The sequence below is a fragment of the Paenisporosarcina antarctica genome, assembly GCF_004367585.1.
Classification (GTDB): domain Bacteria; phylum Bacillota; class Bacilli; order Bacillales_A; family Planococcaceae; genus Paenisporosarcina; species Paenisporosarcina antarctica.
The window spans coordinates 174,774-197,500 of record NZ_CP038015.1; the positions used below are offsets into that span (position 1 = coordinate 174,774).

Annotated in this window: 37 protein-coding genes; 33 read left to right on the forward strand and 4 right to left on the reverse strand. The window is 38.6% G+C overall.

The window, feature by feature from the left end; genetic code table 11:
* Position 1 precedes the first annotated feature (1 nt).
* The 29 genes from rplP (at position 2) to E2636_RS00990 (ending at position 16,404) form a co-directional block, all read left to right on the forward strand.
* Positions 2-436, forward strand: coding sequence for a 50S ribosomal protein L16 (gene rplP, locus E2636_RS00850; RefSeq protein ID WP_017381513.1), 435 nt, complete (start codon positions 2-4; stop codon positions 434-436).
* Positions 426-626 (forward strand): 50S ribosomal protein L29, encoded by a 201-nt coding sequence (rpmC, locus tag E2636_RS00855; RefSeq protein WP_134208158.1) that lies wholly within the window; start codon positions 426-428, stop codon positions 624-626. Before rplP ends, rpmC begins: the two co-directional genes overlap by 11 nt.
* Before the next feature lie 18 nt (positions 627-644).
* Entirely contained in the window at positions 645-908 is a 264-nt protein-coding gene (gene rpsQ, locus E2636_RS00860; RefSeq protein ID WP_134208160.1) for a 30S ribosomal protein S17, read from the forward strand.
* Between the two features lie 45 nt (positions 909-953).
* Positions 954-1,322, forward strand: a complete 369-nt coding sequence (gene rplN, locus E2636_RS00865) for a 50S ribosomal protein L14 (protein WP_017381510.1) — start codon at positions 954-956, stop codon at positions 1,320-1,322.
* Between the two features lie 36 nt (positions 1,323-1,358).
* Positions 1,359-1,670 (forward strand): 50S ribosomal protein L24, encoded by a 312-nt coding sequence (gene rplX, locus E2636_RS00870; protein WP_134208162.1) that lies wholly within the window; start codon positions 1,359-1,361, stop codon positions 1,668-1,670.
* Positions 1,671-1,699: 29 nt separating this feature from the next.
* Positions 1,700-2,239 carry a 50S ribosomal protein L5 gene (rplE, locus tag E2636_RS00875; RefSeq protein ID WP_134208164.1) on the forward strand — a complete coding sequence of 180 codons (540 nt, stop codon included), beginning with the start codon at positions 1,700-1,702 and terminating at the stop codon, positions 2,237-2,239.
* A gap of 19 nt (positions 2,240-2,258) precedes the next feature.
* Positions 2,259-2,444, forward strand: coding sequence for a type Z 30S ribosomal protein S14 (locus E2636_RS00880; protein ID WP_017381507.1), 186 nt, complete (start codon positions 2,259-2,261; stop codon positions 2,442-2,444).
* Positions 2,445-2,473: 29 nt separating this feature from the next.
* On the forward strand, positions 2,474-2,872 hold the full coding sequence (gene rpsH / locus E2636_RS00885; RefSeq protein ID WP_134208166.1) for a 30S ribosomal protein S8: 399 nt from the start codon (positions 2,474-2,476) through the stop codon (positions 2,870-2,872).
* Positions 2,873-2,902: 30 nt separating this feature from the next.
* Positions 2,903-3,442, forward strand: coding sequence for a 50S ribosomal protein L6 (gene rplF, locus E2636_RS00890; protein WP_017381505.1), 540 nt, complete (start codon positions 2,903-2,905; stop codon positions 3,440-3,442).
* Between the two features lie 32 nt (positions 3,443-3,474).
* Positions 3,475-3,831 carry a 50S ribosomal protein L18 gene (rplR, locus tag E2636_RS00895; RefSeq protein WP_017381504.1) on the forward strand — a complete coding sequence of 119 codons (357 nt, stop codon included), beginning with the start codon at positions 3,475-3,477 and terminating at the stop codon, positions 3,829-3,831.
* A 21-nt stretch (positions 3,832-3,852) separates the two neighbouring features.
* Positions 3,853-4,353 carry a 30S ribosomal protein S5 gene (gene rpsE / locus E2636_RS00900; RefSeq protein WP_134208168.1) on the forward strand — a complete coding sequence of 167 codons (501 nt, stop codon included), beginning with the start codon at positions 3,853-3,855 and terminating at the stop codon, positions 4,351-4,353.
* A gap of 14 nt (positions 4,354-4,367) precedes the next feature.
* A complete protein-coding gene (gene rpmD, locus E2636_RS00905) occupies positions 4,368-4,547 on the forward strand; it encodes a 50S ribosomal protein L30 (protein WP_017381502.1) in 180 nt (59 codons plus the stop codon).
* A gap of 34 nt (positions 4,548-4,581) precedes the next feature.
* Positions 4,582-5,022: a 50S ribosomal protein L15 gene (gene rplO / locus E2636_RS00910; protein ID WP_134208170.1), complete on the forward strand. Its 441-nt coding sequence runs from the start codon at positions 4,582-4,584 to the stop codon at positions 5,020-5,022.
* Entirely contained in the window at positions 5,022-6,314 is a 1,293-nt protein-coding gene (gene secY / locus E2636_RS00915; protein ID WP_017381500.1) for a preprotein translocase subunit SecY, read from the forward strand. Before rplO ends, secY begins: the two co-directional genes overlap by 1 nt.
* Positions 6,315-6,380: 66 nt before the next feature.
* Complete coding sequence (locus E2636_RS00920) at positions 6,381-7,034, forward strand: adenylate kinase (protein WP_134208172.1); 654 nt, start codon at positions 6,381-6,383, stop codon at positions 7,032-7,034.
* Between the two features lie 414 nt (positions 7,035-7,448).
* Positions 7,449-7,667, forward strand: coding sequence for a translation initiation factor IF-1 (gene infA, locus E2636_RS00925; protein WP_017381498.1), 219 nt, complete (start codon positions 7,449-7,451; stop codon positions 7,665-7,667).
* 37 nt (positions 7,668-7,704) lie between these two features.
* Positions 7,705-7,818: a 50S ribosomal protein L36 gene (rpmJ, locus tag E2636_RS00930; protein WP_017381497.1), complete on the forward strand. Its 114-nt coding sequence runs from the start codon at positions 7,705-7,707 to the stop codon at positions 7,816-7,818.
* Positions 7,819-7,841: 23 nt separating this feature from the next.
* Positions 7,842-8,207, forward strand: a complete 366-nt coding sequence (gene rpsM / locus E2636_RS00935) for a 30S ribosomal protein S13 (protein ID WP_017381496.1) — start codon at positions 7,842-7,844, stop codon at positions 8,205-8,207.
* A 25-nt stretch (positions 8,208-8,232) separates the two neighbouring features.
* Positions 8,233-8,622 (forward strand): 30S ribosomal protein S11, encoded by a 390-nt coding sequence (gene rpsK / locus E2636_RS00940; protein ID WP_017381495.1) that lies wholly within the window; start codon positions 8,233-8,235, stop codon positions 8,620-8,622.
* A 140-nt stretch (positions 8,623-8,762) separates the two neighbouring features.
* On the forward strand, positions 8,763-9,707 hold the full coding sequence (locus E2636_RS00945) for a DNA-directed RNA polymerase subunit alpha (protein WP_017381494.1): 945 nt from the start codon (positions 8,763-8,765) through the stop codon (positions 9,705-9,707).
* Between the two features lie 50 nt (positions 9,708-9,757).
* On the forward strand, positions 9,758-10,138 hold the full coding sequence (gene rplQ, locus E2636_RS00950) for a 50S ribosomal protein L17 (RefSeq protein ID WP_017381493.1): 381 nt from the start codon (positions 9,758-9,760) through the stop codon (positions 10,136-10,138).
* 293 nt (positions 10,139-10,431) lie between these two features.
* A complete protein-coding gene (locus E2636_RS00955; RefSeq protein ID WP_134208175.1) occupies positions 10,432-11,277 on the forward strand; it encodes an energy-coupling factor ABC transporter ATP-binding protein in 846 nt (281 codons plus the stop codon).
* On the forward strand, positions 11,253-12,125 hold the full coding sequence (locus E2636_RS00960; protein ID WP_134208177.1) for an energy-coupling factor ABC transporter ATP-binding protein: 873 nt from the start codon (positions 11,253-11,255) through the stop codon (positions 12,123-12,125). The genes E2636_RS00955 and E2636_RS00960 overlap by 25 nt, the downstream gene beginning before the upstream one ends.
* Complete coding sequence (locus E2636_RS00965; protein WP_134208179.1) at positions 12,122-12,919, forward strand: energy-coupling factor transporter transmembrane component T family protein; 798 nt, start codon at positions 12,122-12,124, stop codon at positions 12,917-12,919. Before E2636_RS00960 ends, E2636_RS00965 begins: the two co-directional genes overlap by 4 nt.
* Positions 12,920-12,937: 18 nt before the next feature.
* A complete protein-coding gene (gene truA, locus E2636_RS00970) occupies positions 12,938-13,687 on the forward strand; it encodes a tRNA pseudouridine(38-40) synthase TruA (protein ID WP_134208181.1) in 750 nt (249 codons plus the stop codon).
* Between the two features lie 178 nt (positions 13,688-13,865).
* Positions 13,866-14,303 carry a 50S ribosomal protein L13 gene (rplM, locus tag E2636_RS00975; protein WP_017381488.1) on the forward strand — a complete coding sequence of 146 codons (438 nt, stop codon included), beginning with the start codon at positions 13,866-13,868 and terminating at the stop codon, positions 14,301-14,303.
* Positions 14,304-14,323: 20 nt separating this feature from the next.
* Positions 14,324-14,716 (forward strand): 30S ribosomal protein S9, encoded by a 393-nt coding sequence (rpsI, locus tag E2636_RS00980; protein WP_017381487.1) that lies wholly within the window; start codon positions 14,324-14,326, stop codon positions 14,714-14,716.
* Positions 14,717-15,071: 355 nt separating this feature from the next.
* Positions 15,072-15,548 carry a staygreen family protein gene (locus E2636_RS00985; RefSeq protein WP_134208183.1) on the forward strand — a complete coding sequence of 159 codons (477 nt, stop codon included), beginning with the start codon at positions 15,072-15,074 and terminating at the stop codon, positions 15,546-15,548.
* Positions 15,549-15,780: 232 nt separating this feature from the next.
* Positions 15,781-16,404 carry a YitT family protein gene (locus tag E2636_RS00990; RefSeq protein WP_134208185.1) on the forward strand — a complete coding sequence of 208 codons (624 nt, stop codon included), beginning with the start codon at positions 15,781-15,783 and terminating at the stop codon, positions 16,402-16,404.
* 101 nt (positions 16,405-16,505) lie between these two features.
* Here the strand turns inward: E2636_RS00990 and E2636_RS18835 are convergent, their stop codons facing one another.
* Together E2636_RS18835 and E2636_RS00995 are read right to left on the reverse strand one after the other, a co-directional pair.
* The gene (locus tag E2636_RS18835; protein ID WP_166669461.1) at positions 16,506-16,649 is read right to left on the reverse strand and encodes a hypothetical protein; all 144 of its coding nucleotides are present in this window, start codon (positions 16,647-16,649) and stop codon (positions 16,506-16,508) included.
* A 5-nt stretch (positions 16,650-16,654) separates the two neighbouring features.
* On the reverse strand, positions 16,655-16,954 hold the full coding sequence (locus tag E2636_RS00995; RefSeq protein ID WP_134208187.1) for a hypothetical protein: 300 nt from the start codon (positions 16,952-16,954) through the stop codon (positions 16,655-16,657).
* A gap of 166 nt (positions 16,955-17,120) precedes the next feature.
* On the opposite strand from E2636_RS00995, the gene E2636_RS01000 reads away from it, so the two are divergent.
* From E2636_RS01000 to E2636_RS01010, 3 genes are all read left to right on the forward strand, one after another.
* Complete coding sequence (locus tag E2636_RS01000) at positions 17,121-17,825, forward strand: YetF domain-containing protein (protein WP_134208189.1); 705 nt, start codon at positions 17,121-17,123, stop codon at positions 17,823-17,825.
* Positions 17,826-17,907: 82 nt separating this feature from the next.
* A complete protein-coding gene (locus E2636_RS01005; protein ID WP_134208191.1) occupies positions 17,908-18,621 on the forward strand; it encodes an N-acetylmuramoyl-L-alanine amidase in 714 nt (237 codons plus the stop codon).
* 226 nt (positions 18,622-18,847) lie between these two features.
* Positions 18,848-19,906: a P-loop NTPase gene (locus E2636_RS01010; protein WP_208324118.1), complete on the forward strand. Its 1,059-nt coding sequence runs from the start codon at positions 18,848-18,850 to the stop codon at positions 19,904-19,906.
* A 53-nt stretch (positions 19,907-19,959) separates the two neighbouring features.
* Here the strand turns inward: E2636_RS01010 and gerD are convergent, their stop codons facing one another.
* Positions 19,960-20,553: a spore germination lipoprotein GerD gene (gene gerD / locus E2636_RS01015; RefSeq protein WP_134208196.1), complete on the reverse strand. Its 594-nt coding sequence runs from the start codon at positions 20,551-20,553 to the stop codon at positions 19,960-19,962.
* Positions 20,554-20,702: 149 nt separating this feature from the next.
* On the opposite strand from gerD, the gene E2636_RS01020 reads away from it, so the two are divergent.
* Positions 20,703-21,380, forward strand: coding sequence for a KinB-signaling pathway activation protein (locus tag E2636_RS01020; RefSeq protein WP_134208198.1), 678 nt, complete (start codon positions 20,703-20,705; stop codon positions 21,378-21,380).
* Between the two features lie 252 nt (positions 21,381-21,632).
* On the opposite strand, the gene E2636_RS01025 is transcribed toward E2636_RS01020, so the two are convergent.
* Positions 21,633-22,283 carry a hypothetical protein gene (locus E2636_RS01025; protein WP_134208200.1) on the reverse strand — a complete coding sequence of 217 codons (651 nt, stop codon included), beginning with the start codon at positions 22,281-22,283 and terminating at the stop codon, positions 21,633-21,635.
* Positions 22,284-22,727 lie beyond the last annotated feature (444 nt).

Below are 22,727 nucleotides of genomic sequence, written 5' to 3' on the forward strand. Positions count from 1 at the left end.
TATGTTAATGCCTAAACGCGTTAAATATCGTCGCGAACATCGCGGAAAAATGCGCGGAGAAGCGAAAGGCGGTAAAGAAGTAACTTTTGGTGAATATGGCTTACAAGCCCTTGAAGCTAGTTGGATTACTAACCGTCAAATCGAAGCTTCACGTATTGCAATGACACGTTATATGAAACGTGGCGGTAAAGTTTGGATTAAAATTTTCCCGCATAAACCTTATACGAAAAAGCCTCTTGAGGTTCGTATGGGATCTGGTAAAGGTTCTCCAGAAGGTTGGGTAGCTGTAGTTAAACCAGGAAAAATCTTGTTTGAAATCGCTGGTGTCTCAGAAGAGGTAGCACGCGAAGCACTTAGATTAGCAAATCACAAGCTTCCTTTGAAGTGTAAAATTGTGAAACGTGAAGAAATTGGTGGTGAATCTAATGAAAGCTAATGAACTTCGTGACCTTACCACTGTAGAAATAGAACAAAAAGTGAAATCACTTAAAGAAGAGCTTTTCAACCTTCGCTTCCAATTAGCGACTGGTCAATTAGAGAATACAGCACGCATTCGTGAAGTACGTAAGGCGATTGCGCGTATGAAAACTGTGATTCATGAAAGAGAAATCAGTGCAAAAAACTGATAAAGGAGGTTTTCTAGCATGACTGAGCGTAATAACCGCAAAGTATACACGGGCCGTGTTGTTTCAGACAAAATGGACAAAACAATTACTGTTATGATTGAAACATACAAAAAGCATAAGCTTTACGGTAAACGTGTTAAGTACTCTAAAAAGTTCAAAGCTCATGATGAGCAAAACGAAGCTAAATTAGGCGACGTAGTTCGTATCATGGAAACTCGCCCGTTGTCTGCAACAAAACGTTTCCGTTTAGTGGAAATTGTAGAAACTGCCGTAGTTATTTAAATATAAAGTTCGGAAAAGACCAAATTCCGAGAGGAGGTTACCTAAGTGATCCAACAAGAGAGTCGTATGAAAGTTGCTGACAACTCAGGTGCACGTGAAGTTTTAACAATTAAAGTGCTTGGTGGTTCTGGTCGTAAAACTGCTAACATCGGTGATGTAGTTGTTTGTACAGTTAAGAAAGCAACACCAGGTGGCGTTGTCAAGAAAGGTGACGTCGTTAAAGCTGTCATCGTTCGCACTAAAAGCGGTGTACGCCGTAAAGACGGTACTTATATCAAATTCGATGAAAACGCATGCGTTATCATTCGTGACGATAAAGGCCCGCGCGGAACGCGTATTTTCGGACCTGTTGCACGTGAATTACGTGACAATAGCTTCATGAAAATCGTATCTTTAGCTCCGGAAGTTCTTTAATCAACGTGAAAGTGCTAAACAAGGAGGTGCGACAGAATGCATGTTAAAAAAGGCGATAAAGTTATGGTGATCTCAGGAAAAGATAAAGGCAAAACTGCTTCAATTATTGCTGCTTTTCCAAAGACAGAACGCGTGATGGTTGAAGGTATGAATCTTGTGAAAAAACACATGAAACCAAACCAAGCAAATCCACAAGGTGGAATTATTAGCCAAGAGGCTTCAATGCACGTATCGAACGTTATGTTAATCGACCCTAAATCAGGCGAGCCTACTCGCGTTAGTTATAAAGTGGAAGATGGCAAAAAAGTTCGTGTTGCAAAAAAATCTGGCGAAACAATCGATAAATAAATAAGTAAAAGAAGAAGGGAGGTACACACATGAACCGCCTAAAAGAAAAATTTCTTAAGGAAGTTTCTCCTGCTCTAATGAGCAAGTTTGAATATAAATCAGTTATGCAAGTGCCACAAGTGAACAAAATCGTAATCAACATGGGTGTTGGTGACGCTGTTCAAAACACTAAAGCACTTGATGCTGCTGTTGAAGAACTAACAACTATCACAGGTCAAAAACCTGTTGTAACTAAAGCTAAGAAATCAATCGCTGGCTTCCGTCTTCGTGAAGGTATGCCAATCGGTTGTAAAGTAACACTACGCGGTGAGCGTATGTACGAATTCTTGGACAAATTAATCGCTATCTCTCTTCCACGTGTACGTGATTTCCGCGGTGTTTCTAAAAAAGCATTCGACGGTCGCGGTAACTACACATTAGGTATTAAAGAGCAATTAATCTTCCCTGAAATCGACTATGATAAAGTAACTAAAGTACGCGGTATGGATATCGTAATTGTAACAACTGCGAACTCTGATGAAGAAGCTCGTGAGTTACTAACACAATTCGGAATGCCGTTCCAAAAGTAAACATAAGGGAGGCGTAAACGTGGCTAAAAAATCAATGATCGCTAAACAAAAGCGCACGCCAAAGCATAATGTACAAGCTTACACACGTTGTGAACGTTGCGGTCGTCCGCATTCGGTCTTACGTAAATTTAAACTTTGTCGTATTTGTTTCCGTGAGCTTGCACACAAGGGACAAATTCCTGGCGTGAAAAAAGCTAGCTGGTAATCCCCTAAACTGGGAAGGAGGTTAATGTAATGACAATGACAGATCCGATTGCAGATATGCTAACACGTATTCGTAACGCGAACATGGTTCGCCACGAAAAGTTAGAATTACCTGCATCAAATGTAAAAAAAGAGATCGCTGAGATCCTTAAGCGTGAAGGTTTTGTTCGTGACGTAGAATACGTTGAAGATAGCAAACAAGGTATCATTCGTATCTTCTTGAAATACGGTCAAAACAACGAACGCGTTATTACTGGTTTAAAGCGTATTTCAAAACCTGGTCTTCGGGTATACGCGAAAATGAATGAAGTACCTAGAGTATTAAATGGTCTTGGAATTGCTTTAGTTTCAACATCTAATGGTCTATTAACTGATAAAGAAGCACGTGCTAAACAAGTTGGCGGAGAAGTAATAGCTTACGTTTGGTAAAAAGCAACAATCGAATGGAGGTGCAAATAAATGTCTCGTGTAGGTAAAAAACCAATTGAGGTTCCTGCTGACGTTACTGTAACGATTGGTACAAACAATGATGTTACTGTAAAAGGTCCTAAAGGCGAGCTTACTCGTACTTTTAATGCAGATATTAAGATCGAAAAAGAAGACAATATTGTTACATTAACACGTCCTTCTGAATCAAAACAGCATCGTACAATTCACGGTACAACTCGTGCATTGCTTGCAAACATGGTTGAGGGTGTTTCTAAAGGTTTCGAACGTAGTCTTGAGTTAGTTGGGGTTGGATATCGTGCTACTTTACAAGGCGAAAAGCTTGTATTGAACGTAGGTTTCTCTCATCCAGTTGAATTTATTCCTGAAGCTGGTTTATTAGTGGAAGTTCCGACAAACACTAAAATCATCATTAGAGGTATTAACAAAGAACGCGTTGGAGCATTAGCATCAACAATCCGTCAAGTACGTCCACCAGAGCCGTATAAAGGTAAAGGTATTCGTTATGAAGGCGAAGTTGTTCGTCGTAAAGAAGGTAAAACAGGTAAATAATGCTGCCTAAGCATTAGAAAGGAGTGATATTTGTGATTACGAAACAAGATAAAAATCAAGTTCGTAAAAAACGTCATGGTCGTGTACGTGCTAAAATCACGGGTACAGCTGAACGTCCTCGTTTAAACGTATTCCGTTCTAATAAACATTTATATGCGCAATTGATTGATGATACGTCTGGAGTAACACTTGTAAGTTCTTCTACTATGGAAAAAGATTTCGATGGTACAGGTAATTTAGAGGCTGCTAAAGCAATCGGAGAATCAATCGCAAAACGTGCTACGGAAAAAGACATCAAGTCTGTTGTATTTGACCGTGGCGGCTACTTATATCATGGCCGCGTAAAAGCTTTAGCTGAAGCTGCACGTGAAAACGGCTTAGAATTTTAATAAGAAGGAGGGACATATTTCATGCGTCACATTGATCCAAACAAACTTGAACTTGAAGAACGCGTAGTTACAATTAACCGCGTAGCTAAAGTTGTAAAAGGTGGACGTCGTTTCCGCTTCACTGCATTGGTTGTTGTTGGCGACAAGAATGGCCACGTAGGATTTGGTACTGGTAAAGCACAAGAAGTACCAGATGCTATTCGTAAAGCAATTGAAGATGCTAAGAAAAACCTAATCGAAGTGCCTATGGTTCGTGGAACTACTCCACATTTAATTATTGGTAACTTTGGTGCTGGTGAAATCTTAATCAAACCTGCTGCTCCTGGTACTGGCGTTATCGCTGGTGGGCCAGTGCGTGCTGTACTTGAGCTTGCTGGTATTACTGATATTCTTTCTAAATCTCTTGGTTCTAACACACCGATCAACATGGTACGTGCTACAATCAACGGTTTAACTGGACTAAAACGTGCTGAAGATGTTGCTAAATTGCGCGGTAAAACAGTACAAGAGTTATTAGGCTAAGGGGGGAAATGACAATGGCAAAATTAGAAATTACCCTCACTAGAAGCGTGATCGGTTCTAAACCTGATCAACGTAAAACTGTAGAAGCTCTTGGTTTACGTAAAATGCATCAAACTGTTGAGCATGCTGACAACGCAGCTATCCGAGGGATGGTTGGCAAAGTAGCTCATTTAGTTTCTGTAAAAGAACTATAATTTGTATTTTTAGAATAAGGAGGTGCCAACCCATATGAAATTACATGAGTTAAAACCGGCAGAAGGATCTCGTTCCGAGCGTAAGCGTAAAGGCCGCGGGATTGGTTCTGGTAATGGTAAAACTGCAGGTAGAGGTACTAAAGGACAAAACTCTCGTTCAGGCGGTGGTGTTCGTCCAGGATTTGAAGGCGGTCAAAACCCGTTGTTCAGACGTTTACCTAAACGTGGATTTACGAATATTAATCGTAAAGAATACGCTATTGTGAATCTCGATACATTAAACCGTTTCGAAGATGGCACAGAGGTAACACCTGCATTACTAATCGAAACTGGTTATGTGAGCAGCGAAAAGTCTGGAATTAAAATTCTTGCAAACGGTACTCTTGATAAAAAGCTTAATGTTAAAGCTAACAAGTTCTCTGCTTCTGCAAAAGAGGCTATTGAAACTGCGGGCGGACAAATAGAGGTGGTTTAATGTTTCAGACAATCTCCAACTTTATGCGCGTTGAAGATATACGAAATAAAATCCTATTCACTCTATTAATGTTAATTATTTTCCGTATTGGTACATTTATTCCTGTACCTAATGTTGATGCACAAGTATTACAAGCTACAGACCAATTTAGTTTGATCGGTTTCTTGAATACATTTGGTGGCGGTGCCCTTGCTAACTTTTCGATTTTAGCTATGGGAATTATGCCGTACATCACTGCATCGATCATTGTACAATTGCTACAAATGGATGTTGTTCCGAAGTTTACGGAGTGGGCAAAACAAGGTGAAGTTGGAAGACGGAAACTTGCTCAGTTCACACGTTACTTCACAATCGGATTGGCTTTTATCCAAGCAATCGCGATGTCTTATGGATTTAACCAAATGTATGGTGGTACGTTAATCCTTCAAGAAGGTGTATCAACATATATTGTTATCGCAATTGTGTTAACAGCTGGGACTGCATTCCTTCTTTGGTTATCTGAGCAGATTACTGCTAAAGGTGTTGGTAATGGTATTTCCATTATTATCTTTGCAGGTATCGTTGCAGCAATTCCGAGCGCTGCTAATCAAATCTATGCACAACAAATAGATGGTGCTGGTGATGATCTATTCATCCGTATTGGTATTATGGTACTTCTTGTTTTAGCGATAATTGCTGTTACTGTAGGAGTTATTTACGTTCAACAAGCGTTGCGTAAAATTCCGATTCAGTACGCAAAACGTGTTTCTGGTCCCGGTACTACTGGCGGCCAACAAACGCACTTACCGTTAAAAGTGAATGCTGCTGGGGTTATTCCAGTAATCTTTGCTGTTGCATTTATCATTACACCACAAACACTATCGACCTTCTTTGGAGAAAATAATGTAACGACTTTCATACAGAACACATTTGATTATTCAAAACCTGTGGGCATGCTCATATATGTTGCGTTAATCATGGCATTTACGTATTTCTATGCGTTCATCCAAGTGAATCCTGAAAACGTTGCAGATAATTTGAAAAAGCAAGGTGCTTATATTCCAGGAATTCGTCCAGGAAAAAACACACAAGACTATTTAACAACAGTTCTGTATCGTTTAACTTTCGTGGGTGCGATTTTCCTAGCACTAGTAGCAATTATGCCGATTTTGTTCATTAATTTCGCTGGTCTTCCAGCTTCTGCTCAAATCGGTGGAACAAGCTTGCTAATCGTTGTCGGTGTTGCACTGGAAACGATGAAACAGCTTGAAGCTCAACTAGTAAAACGTCACTACAAAGGCTTCATGAAATAAATGTTTGGTTTAAAAGAACGATTTTGTTCCTATTAAACACAAATAAAATACAGGGGGGTAAAACGTATGAATATCGTTTTAATGGGTTTGCCAGGTGCAGGTAAAGGCACACAAGCAGATAAAATTGTTGAGAAGTACGGAATCCCTCATATTTCGACAGGCGACATGTTTCGTGCAGCTATTGTAGAAGGTACGGAACTTGGACTTAAAGCCAAATCGTTTATGGATGAAGGTGCTTTAGTACCTGATGAAGTAACGATCGGAATCGTCCGTGAAAGATTAAGTAAATCAGATTGTGAAGAAGGATTTTTGTTAGATGGGTTTCCACGGACAGTTCCACAAGCAGAAGCACTTGATGTGCTTTTAGCTGATTTGAACAAAGATGTAGAACACGTATTAAATATCCAAGTTGATCAAGAAGACTTAGTTAAACGTCTAACGGGGCGCCGCATTTGTAAAATTTGTGGTTCTGCGTACCATTTAGTCTTTAACCCACCTCAAGTAGATGGTGTTTGTGACAAAGATGGAGGCGAACTTTACCAACGCGCGGACGATAACCCGGAAACGGTAACGAATCGCCTGGAAGTAAACGTGAAACAAACACAACCTTTACTTGACTATTATGGCAGTAAAGGTGTAATGACTAATATTAATGGTCAGCAACATATTGATAAAGTATTTGTTGATTTACACGCTTTATTAGAGAGCAACCGCAGCTGATTTTAGCGGCACACTTGTAAACGAAATTTATTTTCGAGAGCTGCAAAAGGAAATTATGCCCGATGTGCGCGAACGAAATAGTCAATGCTACGTCTAAGAGGATTCCTTGTCCTTTCGTGCATTTCTACTTCCGACAATGTATAATGGGTTTCGTGGAAGCATCTGTGTAACGGATATGTTGGAACTCATCTAAGGCATTCCGAGCGGTCGTTTTTACATGAGGGACAAGGTTCAAATTGGCTACTCAATAGGTTCTCAGAAACGAAATCCTACGGAGTTCCATTAGGACACCTCTCATGCAAAACAGAAATATGTTGAAACGAAAAGAGTCCATTTCGGATTTCGATTTGCGGAACATTCCGTTTGATTTGATGATGAGGACCAGATTTTTTATACAGAAGGGGGACAGGGCTGATGGCGAAAGACGATGTAATTGAAGTCGAAGGAACAGTTGTTGAGACTTTGCCAAATGCGATGTTTAAGGTAAAATTGGAGAATGATCATACTATTCTTGCTCATGTTTCGGGCAAAATCCGTATGCACTTTATCCGTATTCTACCTGGGGATAAAGTCACAATTGAACTATCTCCTTACGATTTAACTCGCGGTCGTATCACATACCGTTTTAAATAATCTTTTGCACTCCGGACCACTAAGGAGGTTAGGTTAGATGAAAGTTAGACCATCTGTAAAGCCGATGTGCGAAAAATGTAAAGTTATTCGCAGACGCGGTAAAGTAATGGTAATTTGTGAAAATCCAAAGCATAAACAAAAACAAGGCTAATTTGAAGGAGGTGCACGACACACATGGCTCGTATTGCTGGTGTTGACATTCCGCGCGATAAACGCGTTGTTATTTCATTAACATATATTTTCGGTATTGGTAAAACAAATGCACAAAAAGCTTTAGCAAATGCTGGAGTGTCTGAAGATACACGCGTTCGTGATCTTACAGAAGACGAATTAAACAAAATTCGCGAAGCAATTGGTGCTTTCAAGGTAGAAGGTGACCTTCGCCGTGAAGTATCATTAAACATTAAGCGCTTGATGGAAATCGGTTCATTCCGTGGTATCCGTCATCGTAGAGGTTTACCTGTTCGCGGTCAAAATACGAAGAACAATGCGCGTACGCGTAAAGGTCCTCGTAAAACAGTTGCTAACAAGAAAAAATAATTAGTAAAGGAGGTTTCTTCCTAACATGGCACGTAAACAACAAACACGTAAGCGTCGTGTGAAAAAGAATATCGAATCTGGTATTGCTCACATCCGCTCAACATTTAACAACACTATTGTAACGATTACAGATATGCAAGGAAATGCGGTATCTTGGTCAAGTGCTGGTTCACTTGGTTTCAAAGGTTCTCGTAAATCAACACCATTTGCTGCGCAATTAGCTGCTGAAGCTGCTGCGAAGTCATCTGTTGAGCATGGTTTGAAGACGTTAGAAGTAACAGTAAAAGGTCCTGGTGCAGGTCGTGAAGCTGCAATTCGTGCACTTCAAGCTGCTGGTCTTGACGTTACAGCTATCAAAGATGTAACTCCAGTTCCACATAATGGTTGCCGTCCACCAAAACGTCGTCGCGTATAATAAGTGCGTCTCAATTTAATTGTTTGAGAACATCATTTCTTGTACACACTGAGTTGTGCAATCACCGATAAGTCTAGTGCTATCGATTTCATGATGGAACGAACCTATACAATTGATGTTTTGAAGGAGGGTAAATTTAAATGATCGAAATTGAAAAACCAAAGATTGAAACGGTTGAAATCAGCGAAGGTGCCAAATTTGGTAAGTTTGTTGTAGAACCGCTTGAACGAGGATATGGAAACACATTAGGTAATTCACTACGTCGTATCCTATTGTCATCTTTACCAGGAGCTGCAGTAACTTCTATTCAAGTTGATGGCGTTCTTCACGAGTTCTCTACTATTGAGGGTGTTGTTGAAGATGTCGCTTCAGTGATTATGAATGTGAAGAAATTAGCTCTTAAAATCTACTCTGATGAAGAAAAAGTCATTGAGATTGATATTAAAGGTGATGGCCAGGTTACAGCTGCTGACATTACACATGACAGTGATGTAGAAATTTTAAATCCTGATCTCTATATTGCAACAATTGGTAAAAATGGTCATTTGCGTATGCGTATGTATGCACAACGCGGCCGCGGTTACACTCCTGCTGATCAAAACAAACGTGAGGATCTTCCTATCGGCGTGATCCCAATCGATTCTATTTATACTCCAGTTTCACGCGTCAATTTTCAAGTAGAAAATACACGTGTTGGTCAAATGACTAATTACGATAAACTTTCTCTTGATGTTTGGACAGATGGCAGCATCGGTCCAAAAGAGGCGATTTCGCTTGGTGCGAAAATTTTAACTGAGCATTTAAACATCTTCGTTGGGATGACAGATGAGGCAAAAACTGCTGAAATCATGGTTGAAAAAGAAGAAGATCAAAAAGAAAAAGTGCTGGAGATGACTATCGAAGAGCTTGATCTTTCTGTTCGTTCTTACAACTGCTTGAAACGCGCAGGTATTAATACAGTACTTGAATTAGCTAGCAAGTCAGAAGACGACATGATGAAAGTTCGTAACCTTGGACGTAAATCACTAGAAGAAGTTAAAGCAAAGTTAGAAGACCTTGGCTTAGGATTACGCAAAGAGGACTAAACGACTTTTGATATAAAGAAATTACTATTTAACAAAGGAGGTAAACATCTATGGGTTACAGAAAACTTGGTCGTACAAGTTCTCAACGTAAAGCGATGTTACGTGACTTAACAACTGATTTGATCATCAACGAACGTATTCAAACGACAGAAGCTCGTGCGAAAGAACTTCGTTCAGTTTGTGAAAAAATGATTACATTAGGTAAACGTGGAGATTTGCATGCACGCCGTCAAGCTGCATCATATATTCGTCGTGAACTAGTGAACGTTACTGATGCTGAAGGCAATGAATCAACAGTTTATGCTTTGCAAAAATTGTTTGATGATGTAGCACCACGCTACGCTGAACGTCAAGGCGGATACACACGTATTATGAAAATGGGACCTCGTCGTGGAGACGGAGCACCTGTTGTAGTGATTGAATTAGTTTAGTCCTTACAATTCGAAGAGGGTTCTAGGTTAGTAGCCGCCCTCTTCTTTTTTAAAAAAGATTTATACGACTATGAAAAGCAGAGCGTTATGATGAGCGGACCTTTTTTGGTAGCGTCTCGTCTAGCTCTTCGCACCTCATTCACGTAGACGGTCTGAGCAACCGAATACGAGACAGATATAGAAGAGCGCATTTCTCTGAATGAGGTGCGCGCTTTTTTATTTGTATTAATATAAATTGAATGGTAAAGAGTTTTGAGTTTAGTTTAGCTTAGTTAGAGGAGGTCTTTTATCTCATGAATGAAATTTTATCTTTACACGATGTTAGCTATACATATTCACCACAAGAAACTGAAATGCGTAAAGCACTAGAAGGAATTTCTTTCTCTGTCTACGATGGCGAGTGGATTGCAATCGTTGGTCATAATGGTTCAGGTAAATCCACAATGGCGAAACTCATGAATGGCCTGTTGTTTCCTCAAAATGGGGAAGTGCGAGTTCTTGGTGAGACGCTCAATGAAGAAAACTTATGGGCTATTCGTTCGCAAATGGGCATGGTGTTTCAAAATCCAGACAATCAATTTGTCGGTGCAACCGTGCAGGACGATGTCGCTTTTGCTTTAGAAAATAATGGAATTCCTTTTATAGAGATGGTTGAACGTGTCCATGATTCACTTGCTCAAGTGAAAATGGAGAAATTTTTAGATAGTGAACCCCATCATTTATCCGGTGGTCAAAAGCAACGTGTGGCCATTGCAGGTGCACTTGCTTTAAAGCCGAGGATATTAATAATGGATGAGGCCACTTCGATGCTTGATCCACAAGGCCGCGAAGAAGTATTAACGACGGTACAACGCTTACGACAAGAAACACATTTAACTGTGTTGTCGATCACACATGATCTTGAAGAAGCATTACTCGCAGATCGAATTCTTGTGTTAAATGATGGACATATTTATGCGCAAGGCACACCAGATGAAATATTTTCGCGTGGAGAAGAGTTAATTGAGCTTGGGCTAGATTTGCCTTTTGCTTTGAAGTTAAGCAAGCTTATGCGTGCAAATGGAATTGACTTAAAAGATGAGCATATGTCAGTACAAGGGTTGGTGAATGATGTATGGACATCCAACTTCAACAAGTAGGATACTCTTACTCAAAAGGTACGCCTTTTGAAAAGCGCGCACTCGTCGATGTGAATTTACACATAAAGTCAGGTTCATATCATGCAATTATTGGTCATACAGGTTCTGGAAAGTCGACCTTACTTCAACATTTAAATGCGTTGTTAAAACCAACTGAAGGGGAAGTTAGGATTGGAGATTTGACGATTCAGGCTGGTAAGCGAGTAAAGAATTTAAAGCCGGTCCGACAGCAAATTGGGATAGTCTTTCAATTCCCTGAGCAGCAACTGTTTGATGAGACCGTGTTAAAAGATATTATGTTTGGTCCATTAAATTATGGTGTGCCTAAAGAAGAGGCGGAGCGACGTGCACGCGTCTTAGTTGAGCAATTAGGTTTACCTAAAGACGTGCTTGATAAATCGCCGTTTGATTTGTCAGGAGGTCAAATGCGTCGTGTGGCCATTGCGGGTGTGTTAGCGATGGAACCAAGTATATTGGTATTAGACGAACCCACGGCAGGGTTAGATCCACGAGGACGTCAGGAAATCATGGAGTTATTCCACAAACTACATGTGGAAAAAGGGCTAACCACAATTTTGGTTACACACTCTATGGAGGATGCAGCACGATATTCAGATCGTGTCAGTATCATGCATCATGGAAGATGTGTACTTAGTGGAGACCCGATTGAAATATTTGGTAATGAAGAGAGGCTTGCCGAATTTCAATTAGCTGCACCGCGAGTCGTACGTTTTCAGCGTGAATTTGAAGCGTTACTCGGTTATCCATTAGCTAAACTATGCTTGACAGAAGAACAGTTAGTTGCAGAAATAGCTCATGCTGTCCAAGGGGAGAGTGAGCCCATATGATGGAGAAAATGATTTTTGGTCGTTATATTCCTGGGAATTCATTCATTCATAAATTAGACCCTCGTTCAAAACTGCTATTTGTATTCTTATTTATTGCGATTGTCTTTATTGCAAATAATGCGATTACCTATGTAATGTTACTAGCATTCACTTTAGTCACGGTCTTATTTTCGCGTATACGATTGTATTTCTTAATTAATGGGTTAAAGCCTATTTTATTCTTACTCATTTTCACTTTCTTACTTCATATTTTTTTTACAAAAGAAGGAGAATTATTGTTTAAGTGGCAATTTATTTCAGTGTATGAAGAAGGATTAAAACAAGGTATTTTCATTTCAGTCCGTTTTCTAGTATTAGTATTCACCACGTCTATCCTAACGTTGACGACTTCACCAATCTCTATTACTGATGGGATGGAAATGTTGTTAAAACCATTTAAACGCTTTAAATTGCCTGTCCATGAACTCGCATTAATGATGTCGATTTCGTTACGCTTTATTCCAACATTAATGGATGAGACTGATAAAATTTTGAAAGCTCAAATGGCTAGAGGGTCCGATATTAGTTCGGGACCAGTTAAAGAACGTATAAAAGCTGTTGTTCCTTTGTTAATTCCTTTATTCGTAAGTGCGTTTAAACGTGCGGAAGATTTAGCGGTCGCGATGGAAGTGCGTGGTTACCGAGGGGGAGAGGGAAGAACTCGGTATCGCCAATTGAAATGGGATTGGCAAGATTCTTTCATACTTATCTTGTTAGGGGCTTTCGCATTAACACTTGGGTGGTTAAGGTCATAAACCAAGGAGGAACCGGCAATGAAGCGTTTAAAAGCAATCATCATGTATGACGGATTTGGTTTTGCTGGTTATCAAATACAGCCCAATGCACGTACTGTTCAACACGAGTTAGAAAAAGTACTCACTAAAATGCATAAAGGCATGAACGTCCGAGTTGTTGCAAGTGGGCGAACAGATGCTGGTGTACATGCAATTGGACAAGTCATTCATTTTGACACAGCTCTGCAATTCCCGATAACTCGCTGGCAACGGGCACTCAATGTGCAACTTCCCGGAGATATCCGAGTCCTCTCTGTAGAAGAAGTTTCGAGTGATTTTCACGCGAGATATGGCACCATCGGTAAAGTGTATCGTTACAAATGGGGCTTAGGGGACGTTGAGAGTCCTTTTAAGCGTCATTATGTCGTGCATGCACCAGGATTTAAGCCAGACATACAACGAATGAGAGAAGCAGCTCAGTCATTTTTAGGTACACATGATTTCACTAGCTTTTGTTCAGCACGAACAGAGGTAATCGACCGAGTGCGCACCATAAAACGTTTAGAGTTGATCGAAAATGATGAAGATGAGCTTCATATGGTTATTGAAGGAGACGGATTTTTATATAATATGGTGAGAATTATTGCCGGGAATCTATGGGAAGTTGGTATCGGTAGACGAGAACCTTCGGAGATGTCAGTGATGCTTGCTGCAGAAGATCGAAAAAGAGCTGGTAAAACGGCTCCAGCACAAGGGTTGTACTTGGAATCTGTGTTTTATGTTGATTGAAGCAACACGTCCAGGTGTTTTTATATAAACCCTTGACTTTTTTGTCTCCACGTTATAAGATTACCTATGGTATTTCATAAATTCCACGATAAGCCCCGAAACCTTATTGTTGATGATGATAGAGATAATTGCACACAAATTGTAGATCAGATTAGATCGAATTAGGAGGACAAAATAAATGCGTACAACATTCATGGCTAAAGGTCACGAAGTAGAGCGTAAGTGGTTAGTAGTAGACGCTGAAGGACAAATTCTTGGTCGTTTAGCATCTGAAGTAGCTGCAGCTTTACGTGGCAAAAATAAACCAACTTTCACACCAAACGTTGACACAGGTGATCACGTGATCATCATCAACGCTGAAAAAATCGAATTGACTGGTAAGAAATTGAAAGACAAAATTTACTACCGTCATACACTACATCCAGGTGGTTTGAAAAAACGTACTGCATTAGAAATGCGTACAAACTACCCAACAAGAATGCTTGAATTAGCAATCAAAGGGATGCTTCCTAAGAACTCTTTAGGACGTCAAACGTTCACTAAGCTTCACGTATACGCTGGAGCAGAACATCCACACGCAGCACAATTACCAGAAGTTATGGAAATTCGCGGATAATTAAAGAGGAGGATACAACCTTGGCACAAGTTCAATATATCGGCACAGGTCGCCGTAAAAGCTCAACTGCACGCGTACGTTTAGTACCGGGCAATGGTAATATTACAATTAACAAACGTGACGTAGAAGATTACGTACCATTCGCAGCATTACGCGAAATCATCAAACAACCATTAGTAGCAACTGAAACTCTTGGTAGCTATGATATTCTTGTAAACGTTAATGGTGGTGGATACACAGGTCAAGCAGGCGCAATCCGTCATGGTATTGCTCGTGCACTACTTCATGTAGATCCTGATTTCCGTCCAGCATTGAAATCTGCAGGATTGTTAACTCGTGACTCACGCATGAAAGAACGTAAAAAATACGGTCTTAAAGGCGCTCGTCGTGCACCTCAGTTCTCAAAACGTTAATCTTCGGATTATTAAATACCCTTTCCCATTTATGGGGGAGGGTTTTTTTGTGTTTAAAATTACTTTTAATCAAATTTTATTTGAATACAACTCAATATCTTTTGACAATGCTAGCTTCAAATAATAGGGAGTATGAGTTAAGACTTCATGCCTGTTTTTATCGGGTATTCTCAACCCCCACACAGATTGTTATTGGCATACATATTGTATACATATGAATTACGTTTAAATAGGAAAGGGACGTTTCATCTGTCCGGATCATCTATACACATATGTATGTTACCCACATCCGTTCCGAAAACACGTAGATTTCAAAAATTGTGTAAATACCACACTTGCTTAGAAGGAGATAAGTATGTCTGTTTTTAACCCACAGAAATTATCAGTGAAACTCATTCCGCCTGCCACTAACGTTCAACCAATTGAGGGAAGGAAATACACGCTTACCCATTCGGACATTACGGCTGAATTATTTTTAGATATTGGATATGACTACAACTATGAAGCGGTCGACAGGAAAATGCGCGATGAAGTGTTAGCAGAATGGAAAAAAGATGAGCAGGGTCGTTTTAATTTAGTAGGAAAAGCGTATGTAGACGGTGGAGAGTTCGGTGCAACCATATCAGGCATTCGTTTTAACGTATTCAAAAAAGAAATGAATACGGCATTAAAAGGAATTGTGTATGGAGATCTCCCATTTTACGCCAACTACCCTGTTCTACTAGATGCTCCGATATTTATATATTTTGAATCCACTTATCCCGAGTTTAATCAGATTTTTTACTATGGTACGCCACGCCATTATTTAAACCAAATCTACCAAGGATCCTGATATCAAAAAATCCTTAGAAATGGAAATTTATTTGTAATAGACGATTCAAAAGTAGTTTCATTTAACTTTTCTTCTTCACTTAGATTATTGGAGGACTCTGTTTTCTTTTGGAAAATGGAGTTTTTTAAATTGGTCATATTTGAAGTGGCCTAGAGTGGAATTGTTGAAGTCAACATAGATACGATTTTATAATCATATACATGTATGAATGTAATTAAAAAGGTGGATTATTTTGCGCTTAATACATAAAACCATAGCTATACTTGTTGGAAGCCTTTTAATGGCAATTGGCGTGAATGTTTTTTTAATTAATCATGAACTGTTAGACGGCGGGACTTTTGGATTGGGTTTAATATTACATTATCTAACAGGGTTTCAAGTGGGTTTAGTTGTAATAATGCTTAGTGTTCCCGTTTTGCTTCTTGCTTGGTTCTATAATAGGTCTTTTTTATATAATAGTATTCATGGTATGTTGTTTTCTTCGTTCATGGTGGATTTGTCTTATCACCCGTTTCGAGCATTGGGATTTATTTTAAATCAAAGTCCGGTAGTAAGTGCAATATTGGGCGGTCTATTTGTAGGATCAGGAATTGGACTCATGCTGCGCTTTGATACAAGTATCGGTGGAACAGATTTACTTGGGCAAATACTTGCCCATTATGCAAAAGTAAATCCGGGTATGATTATTTTTTTGATTGATTTTATCATCGTTTTTTGCGGTAAATTTTTAATTACAGATAGTTCGCTACTCTTATCGTGCATTACGGTAATTTGTGTTGGGACAACGACCAGTTTGATATCAATAAAAAGCAAGAAGAATAAATATCAAACTAGTGCGTTTAAAGTTATATCATAAAAATTGGTTACATCAGTTCTTACAACAAAAAATAACCCCCATCCATTATAAAAGGATGGGGGTTATTTTTACGTTGTCGAAAAAAGAAAGAATAAGAAATGTCATAAAAGTGATGGTCTAACGATTGGTACTGGAACATCTCTAGAACCAAAGAGAAGTAGAGAAATAAAAATGACTAGTAAAAGTCCATTCACAAACTTTACCCCATCAAAAGCGGTATTTTTAAGAGGATCATTATTATTCAAATGAGTCACATCCTTTTTTTATTCATTCGTTTAGTAAGTGCTTCAAACACTTCATCAAGTGTTATGTCACCATTTTGATCTAAGAAGTCAGCCATAGGATTCGTTTTGTCATCATCAGAACTTCGATACTTGCCAATTAATGTAACGCTAATAATCGGGGAATTGCGAAATAACTGGACGGATTCAACTTTTAATTTTCCTAGGAGTAGTAAGGATGCCGCAATAATTTCAAGATCCTTCCCTTTCAATAAGTCTTGTATCGTATATTTTGAATTCATCTGCTCACGAAAACGATGATCACTCATGTTAGATGCCCCCTTATCTGTATGATATGAAACTTTTAGAAAAATGGTTTGAGAAATGGAAGTAATTCAAGTGCAAGTTAGCTAGTACCATAATTTCTTTGAATAAGTGTAATTTAATAAGGGAATAATATAGTTCTAAGCGACCAAAAAGAAGGAGTGATGCGTTATGAATATTGATGACTACAGTTTTTGGGAAATGATTACTAGAACGACTGTTACTTTTACAGTATTACTTTTTTTGGCGCGCGTGTTAGGGAAAGAACAATTAAGTCAACTTACATTTTTTAATTACGTTACAGGCATAACCATTGGATCAATCGCTGGAGAACTTGTTGCACATGATGACACACATTACTTAAATGGAATTACCTCTCTAGTATGGTGGTCAATACTTACGATATTTGTTGGATATATTACGATGAAATCAGATAAGTTAAAAGAAATATTGGATGATAAACCGGCGACTGTCATCAAAGATGGGAAAATCTTAGAAAAAGAACTAAAAACAAGTCGACTCCCTATGGGTGATTTAATGATGCTGCTTCGATTGCAAGGTGTCTTCTCAGTCAAAGAAGTTCACTATGCAGTTTTAGAAACGAATGGAGAGTTAAGTATCTTTAAAAAAGTCTCACAACAACCAGCAACTAAACAAGATGTGAAAGCGTCAACGACTATCCCAAAATATATGCCTTCTCAAATTATCTCAGATGGAAAAATCGTTAAAAATAATTTGAATGAGTTAAATTTGACTGAAGAATGGGTGATGAATGAACTAAAAAAACAAGGCATTCAGAACGTTAAAGAAGTGTTTTATGCAGAAATTGAAACCGATGGATCGCTACATATTGATAAAAGAGATAATAATCAATAATAAGTAAAGACTTTTCCTCTCATGTGCTCATGTTTTACTGAAGACATACGTATAGTGAGTGTAAAAGGTGGTGTCGTAAGCGTTGAAACGCTGGATAGTAATTGGACTTTTATTGTTAGTTTCTGTAACAGTTGTGATTTACGAAACGCAAGCTTCTGATCGCGCATTCTTTTTACCGGCTCCTTTAGGGGGAATTAAGATTGTGGTGGACCCTGGTCATGGTGGTATGGATGGCGGTTCATCAGTTGGAGACGTAATTGAAAAGGATATTACATTAAAATTAGGTATAGCACTCGAAAAAGAATTAAAAAAACAAGGGGCAGTCGTAGTAATGACACGCTCTCAAAGTGGAGATGCTTTAGAGGAGCATAACCCTAAGGCGACTTTTCCAACGATTAGAGCAAGAAAAATCGCTGATTTGAAGCTTCGTGAGGAAATGATTGTAAATACGGACGCAGATTTATTTATTAGTGTACATGTCAATGCTATACCTGAAGAAAGATGGCGTGGCGCGCAAGTTTTCTATCATAAGGATGGACATGTTGAAGGTGGGGCTGTTGCAAAAGCCATTCAAGCATCTATTCGCGAGCAAATTGGGAATACCGAACGGGAAGCACTGGCGATTAAACAAGTCTATTTACTAAAAAAGGCAACCGTTCCGGCGGTACTAGTAGAGACTGGTTTTTTAAGTAATCCTGAAGAATTGAAATTATTAACGACAGAAGATTATCAAAAGAAGATGGCAAAAGCTATTGCCGATGGTATCGAGAACTATGTAAACGGTACAGTGCAATGACAACTGATGACATTGAGACGTAGCAAGTAACGGGTAACTAACTAATGCTAAATAAGTAAATGATCAAAATGACGAGAGAATATTGTATGTATATGAGTAATTCACCTAAGTTGCCGAGTGACACTTCAACTCTTTTTTCTACTCCATAGGAAAATCCTGCAACTAAACTTACTTTATTTAGTGTGATATACTATGGTACGAAATGTATATTGGAGGAGTGTATAAATTGATGAATGAACAGCAGGTCCGCGAATTACTCGGACAATTACAGGACCCTTTTTTACATAAAACATTACTCGAAACTAATGGAATTACATCAGTAACTATTAAAGAAGAAAAAAATCATATTAGCGTAAAGCTTGCAATTGCTAAAACGAATACGCCGGAACAAATGCAATTGCAAATGAAAGTAGTAGATGCATTAAAAGGAGCGGGTGTAGGTACTGTCGGCATTCGCTTCGAAGAGTTATCACCTGAAGTACTAGCGCAATTCCGTGGAACGGCAACTGAATCTGAGGCACAAGATTTATTGTCGCCATTAAATAAAGTGGAATTTATCTCAATTGCTTCTGGTAAGGGTGGCGTAGGGAAGTCTACGGTTTCCGTAAATTTAGCAGTTGCGTTAGCACGCTTAGGCAAAAAAGTTGGTTTAATTGATGCAGATATTTATGGCTTTAGCGTACCGGATATGATGGGTATTCAACAAAGTCCTAAAATTGAAGGTACTCGCATTATTCCAGTTGAACGTTTTGGTGTAAAAGTAATCTCAATGGGCTTCTTTGTTGAAGATAATGCACCTGTTGTATGGCGCGGGCCAATGTTAGGTAAAGTGTTGGATCAATTCTTCAAAGATGTTGAGTGGGGCGAGTTAGATTACTTGTTGCTTGATTTACCACCAGGTACAGGAGACGTGGCACTCGATATTCATCAAATGATTCCAGCTTCAAAAGAAATTGTTGTGACTACTCCACATCCAACTGCGGCTTTTGTAGCAGCGCGTGCGGGGGCTATGGCTCTTCAAACAGACCATGAAGTTTTAGGTGTAATTGAAAATATGGCGTGGTATGAAACGAAGACATCTAATGAAAAAGAGTATGTTTTCGGTAAAGGCGGAGGCCCGAAGCTTGCAGATGAGCTTCGCACAGAACTTCTTGGTCAAATTCCATTACGTCAACCTGATTGGAATGAAGAAGACTTTGCTCCATCTGTTTATTCAGAAACACATTCAATAGGTAAGATATATGCAGAAATCGCTTCTAAAGTTATTAATAAACTAAATAAATAATGTGAAATCCCCACTCGCAATTGCAAGTGGGGATTTGTTTTTTTAGGTTATTTCTATTCTTCTTCCTTTTTCTTCTCTTCCTCTTTCCCGCCTTCAGATTCTCCAGAAGCCTTTGATTTTTCTTCTTCTGAACCGGCAGTTTTAACTAACTCCTGCCATTTAGGTTTTAAAAGCGGGCTATCAATTGTTTCTTCTACAATTCCTTCAATTTCTTTGCGCATTGTTGACGACTGCAAAATGGTTTCCATTTGTTTTAGCATGTCAGGTTGCCCAAAAAATGTTTCTAACTCCTTCTGAAATGATGGATCTTTCATTAACTCAGTCATTATCTTTTGTTGTTGATCTTTCATGCTTTTTGCGAAAGTCTCAGAAAACTTAGGGTCTTTAAATGTATCTTTCCAAAATTTCGTCGCATCCTCTGAAAGAAGTGTAGTTTCGATCGACTTCTTAACTTCTTCATTTTCCAATACTAATAACTCTCGAAATTCTGGATCTGATAACATTTTCCGCATGACTTTTTTTCCTTCTTCTGTTTGTAGTGCATCGGATATCATTTTCTTTGTTTCGTCATATGAAGGGTTACTTTGTTGTTGAGCACCACATCCAGCTAAGATCATCAAAATCAATAGAATCAACCATTTCCGCATATCATCCCTCTTTTCTCGTTCCTGCATTTTCATTTATTGTTCACAAAATCCGTTAAATTATGTAGAAAACATTTTGTTAAATAGATTTTTTACGTATTGGTTGATACAATTAAAAACAGGAACTTGAGAAAAACGGAGGATTCTTTGTTGTGACAATACGAAATTGGTTTATATTTTTCTTCAAAGCACTCATAATTGGCGGAGTCGTCACTGGTGTATTTGGATTAATTATTCGATGGGAAGACGCATTTGCACCATATGTGGCTAGTGGAGAATATGGAGAGTTTGCAGGAAGTTTATTATGGTTTATGTTTCTTGGAATGACGATGAGTGTTATAAGTCAAATGGGATTCTTCGCATATTTAACGGTTCACCAATTTGGTGTAAATATTTTTAAGACCCTCACATTATGGAACTGGGTCCAATTATTACTTATCGCAGTAGTGATTTTTGATTTAATTAAATTTCGATTTATTCCGCTTGCAAACACACAATCGCAACTGTTGTTATATTTAGGTCTTATGGCAGTACTATTAATAACAAGTTTTGTTGTAGCCTATTTAAAAGCTAAATGGACGAAGAAACATACGTTCATTTCTGCACTATTTTTTATGATCGTTATTACAACTTTAGAATGGTTGCCAGTGTTGATGGTAAATGAAAAAGATGTAGACCGCTATGTAACATTATTATTGTTCCCCTTATTAGCGGTAAATGCATACCAATTGCTAAAACTACCAAAGTATAATGCTAAGTCTGACGTTGATCGATTGAAATTAGAAGAGCGTCGAAAAGTGCATGCTCAAACTTCTAAAGCAAACTCATAAGCTTTGAAAAATGCCACAACTCCTGGAGTTGTGGCATTTTGAATGTGATTAATTGATGTAATAAAACAATAAAGGAGCGGGTAATAAGTCTAACTACAACAACTTTTATAATGAAAACGATAGTTCTGAAAGAAAGTAGCTGAAATAGTAACGCTATCTTCTTCACTTCTCGCAGATGGAGACATTCACTTAAAATTGATACTGTTTGATTGGAAAGAAGATTATATGGTCTCGTCTGTTACCAACTCTTTTTCACGGGGAAGTTTTCGTTTGAGTTGTATATCCGAAAAGAGTTTCTTCTATAGAAACAAAAGGATGTGCTTTTTGAAAGTCTTTTAATTCTTTAAGAACGACGCGAGTTTCCTGATGTAGTGCAACAGATACAATATCTCCTTTTTGAATAGAGGGAGCAACACCAGTTTTCCAAATGACGGATGCACTAACCATATTCATTTGACTATCCCATACTTGTTTTTTTAGTGATTCAGGAAAAGTGTGATCTTGTGTCCGGTACCAAAGTGGAGCAACACCAAATGCCGTTTGGAAGAGTTTAATTTCATCCGCTATTAATTCAGGTGATTTCTCATAGAACTTACTTTCTTTTCCGAGTAACCCGACAGGAATCTTTTTATCCTTAATCTTTTTAACAATCAAAGGAGAGCGTTCAATCCAGTCCGCGTCTAAAAATAGAAGTGGATATGGCTTCTCTAATTTTGTAATCCACTCGTCTACATCTTCTCGGCCGAAAGACAAATTAACGGTTAAAGTCATTCCTTGATTGCCTTTCATTAAGATGTCAGGTTGTTCGGTTACACGAAAGACAGATGTCCAGGGCTCTTTTTGTTGAATAAATAAAAAGAAAATGAACACAATGATGAATGCAATCAATATACGTTTTATCAACTTGTACACAACCTTTCCTGGAATAGTTTATTCTTCTTCAATAAAAATTATGATAAGTATTGACATTGGTGTTTGTGGGGTGGTAAGATATCAAAGTCGCCAATTTGAAAGCGACGTTGAAATAAAAAAGCAAAAACTTTTTGTTGACATGACATTGAGAATTTGTTAAGATATCAAAGTCGCCAAAACAAGCGGCAAAATAATGAACCTTGAAAACTGAACAGCAAAACGTCAACTAAAATAGCAGAAAGCACTTCGGTGCTGGAAGCGAAAAACGTTTTCTTACGCCGACACCTGTTGGTATCGAAAACACAACTTGAACTTAACCGTTCATTATAAACGTCAAATTTTTGACGCCAGCAACAAAGTCGAGCTAATCGACTCACCAATTCTTTTTGAGATACGAGCAGGTCAAGGAAGCAACCGAGCGAACACCGGAGTGTA

Bases quoted from the DNA above. Each gene is read 5' to 3' on its own strand.
- rplP (WP_017381513.1), top strand. From the start codon at position 2: ATGTTAATGCCTAAACGCGTTAAATATCGTCGCGAACATCGCGGAAAA.
- rpmC (WP_134208158.1), top strand. From the start codon at position 426: ATGAAAGCTAATGAACTTCGTGACCTTACCACTGTAGAAATAGAACAA.
- rpsQ (WP_134208160.1), top strand. From the start codon at position 645: ATGACTGAGCGTAATAACCGCAAAGTATACACGGGCCGTGTTGTTTCA.
- rplX (WP_134208162.1), top strand. From the start codon at position 1,359: ATGCATGTTAAAAAAGGCGATAAAGTTATGGTGATCTCAGGAAAAGAT.
- rplE (WP_134208164.1), top strand. From the start codon at position 1,700: ATGAACCGCCTAAAAGAAAAATTTCTTAAGGAAGTTTCTCCTGCTCTA.
- rpsH (WP_134208166.1), top strand. From the start codon at position 2,474: ATGACAATGACAGATCCGATTGCAGATATGCTAACACGTATTCGTAAC.
- rplF (WP_017381505.1), top strand. From the start codon at position 2,903: ATGTCTCGTGTAGGTAAAAAACCAATTGAGGTTCCTGCTGACGTTACT.
- rpsE (WP_134208168.1), top strand. From the start codon at position 3,853: ATGCGTCACATTGATCCAAACAAACTTGAACTTGAAGAACGCGTAGTT.
- rpmD (WP_017381502.1), top strand. From the start codon at position 4,368: ATGGCAAAATTAGAAATTACCCTCACTAGAAGCGTGATCGGTTCTAAA.
- rplO (WP_134208170.1), top strand. From the start codon at position 4,582: ATGAAATTACATGAGTTAAAACCGGCAGAAGGATCTCGTTCCGAGCGT.
- secY (WP_017381500.1), top strand. From the start codon at position 5,022: ATGTTTCAGACAATCTCCAACTTTATGCGCGTTGAAGATATACGAAAT.
- E2636_RS00920 (WP_134208172.1), top strand. From the start codon at position 6,381: ATGAATATCGTTTTAATGGGTTTGCCAGGTGCAGGTAAAGGCACACAA.
- infA (WP_017381498.1), top strand. From the start codon at position 7,449: ATGGCGAAAGACGATGTAATTGAAGTCGAAGGAACAGTTGTTGAGACT.
- rpmJ (WP_017381497.1), top strand. From the start codon at position 7,705: ATGAAAGTTAGACCATCTGTAAAGCCGATGTGCGAAAAATGTAAAGTT.
- rpsM (WP_017381496.1), top strand. From the start codon at position 7,842: ATGGCTCGTATTGCTGGTGTTGACATTCCGCGCGATAAACGCGTTGTT.
- rpsK (WP_017381495.1), top strand. From the start codon at position 8,233: ATGGCACGTAAACAACAAACACGTAAGCGTCGTGTGAAAAAGAATATC.
- E2636_RS00945 (WP_017381494.1), top strand. From the start codon at position 8,763: ATGATCGAAATTGAAAAACCAAAGATTGAAACGGTTGAAATCAGCGAA.
- rplQ (WP_017381493.1), top strand. From the start codon at position 9,758: ATGGGTTACAGAAAACTTGGTCGTACAAGTTCTCAACGTAAAGCGATG.
- E2636_RS00955 (WP_134208175.1), top strand. From the start codon at position 10,432: ATGAATGAAATTTTATCTTTACACGATGTTAGCTATACATATTCACCA.
- E2636_RS00960 (WP_134208177.1), top strand. From the start codon at position 11,253: ATGGACATCCAACTTCAACAAGTAGGATACTCTTACTCAAAAGGTACG.
- E2636_RS00965 (WP_134208179.1), top strand. From the start codon at position 12,122: ATGATGGAGAAAATGATTTTTGGTCGTTATATTCCTGGGAATTCATTC.
- truA (WP_134208181.1), top strand. From the start codon at position 12,938: ATGAAGCGTTTAAAAGCAATCATCATGTATGACGGATTTGGTTTTGCT.
- rplM (WP_017381488.1), top strand. From the start codon at position 13,866: ATGCGTACAACATTCATGGCTAAAGGTCACGAAGTAGAGCGTAAGTGG.
- E2636_RS00985 (WP_134208183.1), top strand. From the start codon at position 15,072: ATGTCTGTTTTTAACCCACAGAAATTATCAGTGAAACTCATTCCGCCT.
- E2636_RS00995 (WP_134208187.1), bottom strand. From the start codon at position 16,954: ATGAGTGATCATCGTTTTCGTGAGCAGATGAATTCAAAATATACGATA.
- E2636_RS01000 (WP_134208189.1), top strand. From the start codon at position 17,121: ATGAATATTGATGACTACAGTTTTTGGGAAATGATTACTAGAACGACT.
- gerD (WP_134208196.1), bottom strand. From the start codon at position 20,553: ATGCGGAAATGGTTGATTCTATTGATTTTGATGATCTTAGCTGGATGT.